Here is a 3,308-nt window from a genome sequence, read left to right as displayed (position 1 = left end):
CACAAGATGTGCCTCTGCGGTCTCGTCGAACGGCCCACCGAGAAGATAGTTCCCGTCTTCCCTGCGCACTCGCTCAATCTCTCGCAGCATCGACTCGGTCTGCCAGTAGACTCCACCACCATCCCGTCGGTAGCCGGCAGCATTCGATGGTGAGTCCAGGTGCTTGTGCTCCAAGGCCAACATATGCGCTGTGCCAATAGCACGGAAATTGACGATCATGTCTACGTAGGAGCTCGGCCACCAGACCGCCGTGACGTCAACTGACTTCCAGGTCTCGTTGCACAGCGCACCGAGTGTCGCCGGAGCGCTCCGCGCGTCCACCACGGCGGCAAGCAGAAGTCCAGATAGTGGGTCTTCGAGGTCCCACCGTCCGTCGAGTACCCGAATTCCAACTCGATCGCACCACTCGAGGTGTTCGGCCGCTGCCACCCGATAGCGCGCCAAACTTCCCGGCGGCTTCACTTCTTCCCGCTCTCAGACGTTGAACCGGAACTCGACGACGTCGCCGTCCCGCATGACGTAGTCCTTGCCCTCCATGCGAACCAGGCCCTTGGCTTTGGCCTCGACCATTCCCCCCACGCTCACCAGGTCGTCGAACGAGACGATCTCCGCCTTGATGAAGCCGCGCTGGAAGTCGGTGTGGATCACACCCGCGGCCTCTGGAGCCGTAGCTCCCTTGCGAATCGTCCACGCACGCGCTTCCTTGGGCCCGGCCGTGAGGTAGGTCTGCAGCCCCAGGGTGTCAAAGCCGACCCGGGCGAGCATGTCGAGGCCTGACTCGTCCTGGCCGATCGACTGCAGCAGCTCCAGGGCCTCGGCATCATCGAGCTCGACGAGCTCGAACTCGATCTTCGCATCGAGGAAGATCGCCTCCGCCGGTGCGACCAACGCCTGCAACTCTGAACGGAGCTCCTCGTTCGACAGCTCGTCGTCGTCCATGTTGAACACGTACAGGAACGGCTTCGCGGTGAGCAGGTGCAGTTCACGGAGAGGCTCCTGGTCCAGGCCGGCGGCGAAGACGGTCTGCCCAGCCTCCAGCACCGACTGTGCCTCCCGGGCGGCGTCCACGTTGACCTGCTTCTCCTTGGCACCCTTCACCTCGCGTTCCAACCGCGGCAGCGCCTTCTCCAGCGTCTGCATGTCAGCGAGGATCAGTTCGGTGTTGATCGTCTCGATGTCGTCTTTCGGGTCGATCCGGCCATCGACGTGGACGACATCGGGGTCGTTGAAGACCCTGATCACCTGGCAGATCGCATCCGCTTCCCGGATGTTCGCCAAGAACTGGTTGCCCAGCCCCTGGCCCTCGGACGCGCCCTTGACGATTCCCGCGATATCGACGAAGTCGACCGTCGCCGGAAGTTTGCGCGCGGAGCCGAAGATCTGCGCCAACGTCTCGATGCGCGGGTCGGGCACTCCTACGACGCCCACGTTCGGCTCGATGGTGGCGAACGGGTAGTTCGCCGCCAGGATGTCATTCTTGGTCAGCGCGTTGAAGAGCGTGGACTTGCCGACGTTGGGCAGCCCGACGATTCCGATAGTGAGGCTCACGATGGTCAAGGGTACGCAACTTTGTCGGGGGTGTGCGGCAGAGTACAAAGCATGGACGGAGCCAGCATTCTCGTAACCTTGTTCGCCTTCATTCTCGGTGGTGTCCTCGGTGCGCTCGTGGGCCGACTGCGGCTCGCCGTACGGACGGCGACCGTCACCGCCGCCAGAGACTCAGCCCGCGCGGAGCGGGATGCGGCACGGACCGAGCGAGACACCATCGCGGCCAAGCACGAGGAGACCGTGCATGATCTGCGAGATGCCTACGCCGATCTGGCCCGGCTCGAGACACAACTTGTGCACGCCCGGACGGACTCGGAAGAGAAGCTCAACCTCCTCCGGCAAGAGCAGCAGCGCCTAGGCCACGAGTTCGAACGCCTCTCCGCGGCGGCGCTTCGACAGAACCGGGACGAGTTCCTGCAGCTGGCCGCGGAGCGGTTCAAAGGCTCTGAGGAACGTGCCAAGAACGAGCTCGATCAGCGCCGGACGGCAGTGGAATCGCTCGTCAAGCCGCTGAACGAGCAGCTGGAGAAGGTCACCGAACACGCCCAGAGGCTGGAGAAAGAACGGACCGACGCGTACGCGGCGCTGCGCACACAGGTTGAGACGATGGGGAAGGACGCGGAGAAGCTCCGGTTGGAGACGAAGCAGCTCGTCACCGCGTTGCGCGCCCCACAGGTGCGGGGCCGCTGGGGCGAGATCCAACTTCGCCGGGTGATCGAGGTCGCAGGGATGCTGGAACACGTCGACTTCACCGAGCAGGCGAGCGCCGACACAGCCGATGGCCGGCTCCGGCCGGATCTGCTCGTCAACCTCGCGGGTGGCAAGCACGTCGTGGTCGACGCCAAGGTCTCGTTCAGCGGGTTCCTCGAAGCACAGGAGGCCCGCGACGAGCAGACCCGGAACTCCCGGCTGGCCGCGCACGCACGGCACGTGAAGGACCACATCAATGACCTGGCCAGCAAAGAGTATTGGGAGCAGTTCTCGCCAGCACCGGAGTTCGTCGTCATGTTCATCCCGTCGGAGGTCTTTCTCAACGCGGCGATCGAGCAGACGCCCACCCTGTACGAGTACGCATTCGAGCACAACGTGGTCCTGGCAACGCCCGCGACGTTGGTCGCACTGCTACGCACCATCGCTTATACCTGGCGGCAGGAGTCGCTTGCACAGAACGCACAACATGTGCTGGATCTCGGCCGCGAACTTCACTCGCGACTGTCCACCATGGGTGGGCACATCAACAAACTCGGCCGTCAGCTCGACAACACCGTCAGTGCCTACAACAGCACCGTCAGCTCTCTGGAGAGCAGGGTTCTTGTCACCGCACGCAAGATGGCTGATCTCAAGGTAGTCGACGACGATCTCGAATCGGCCTCCCAAGTCGAGAGGTCCGCCCGGCACGTACAGGCTCCCGAGCTGGTCGCGTCGTCCGATGAATCGCTGGTCGCGCTCGAACGCATCGACCGTCGCTATGGCGTGGACGTCGACACGAGCCCATCCCGCGACCAGAGAGATGGCACGGAAGGCTGACTCTCAGCACACACGGGCCGAGAAGTCATAGCGCTCCACCAGGGCCGGCTTGCCAGCACGACCACGTCCTGGCGACAAGCGCGGGCTCCAGAGCGCACAAAAAGACCCCGACCGGTGGAGCAAGTCTGCTCACACTGTCGGGGTCTTAATGATGGTGTGTGTCCGGTGGTGTCCTACTCTCCCACCCCCGCTAGGGGGCAGTACCATCGGCGCTGAAGGGCTTAGCTTCCGGG

General features: G+C 63.6%; 3 protein-coding genes. 1 reads left to right on the top strand and 2 read right to left on the bottom strand.

Annotation, left to right across the window (positions count from 1 at the left end; all coding sequences use genetic code 11):
* Window positions 1–324, bottom strand: a 324-nt coding sequence (locus ELR45_RS37880; RefSeq protein ID WP_205856622.1) for a hypothetical protein, incomplete at its 3' end; no start/stop codon positions are given.
* A gap of 150 nt (window positions 325–474) precedes the next feature.
* Window positions 475–1,548 (bottom strand): redox-regulated ATPase YchF, encoded by a 1,074-nt coding sequence (gene ychF / locus ELR45_RS14830; RefSeq protein ID WP_129667123.1) that lies wholly within the window; start codon window positions 1,546–1,548, stop codon window positions 475–477.
* A 51-nt stretch (window positions 1,549–1,599) separates the two neighbouring features.
* Between ychF and ELR45_RS14825 the strand changes: the two genes are divergently transcribed.
* Window positions 1,600–3,075 carry a DNA recombination protein RmuC gene (locus ELR45_RS14825; RefSeq protein WP_129667122.1) on the top strand — a complete coding sequence of 492 codons (1,476 nt, stop codon included), beginning with the start codon at window positions 1,600–1,602 and terminating at the stop codon, window positions 3,073–3,075.
* Window positions 3,076–3,308 lie beyond the last annotated feature (233 nt).

Origin of the sequence: Phytoactinopolyspora endophytica (genome assembly GCF_004138495.1) — a bacterium.
GTDB lineage: Bacteria > Actinomycetota > Actinomycetes > Jiangellales > Jiangellaceae > Phytoactinopolyspora > Phytoactinopolyspora endophytica.
The sequence above is the reverse complement of the archived record's forward strand: the minus strand, read 5'-3'. Positions and strand labels throughout refer to the sequence as shown.

Coding starts and splice junctions, on each gene's coding strand:
- ELR45_RS14825 (WP_129667122.1), top strand. CDS start 1,600: ATGGACGGAGCCAGCATTCTCGTAACCTTGTTCGCCTTCATTCTCGGT.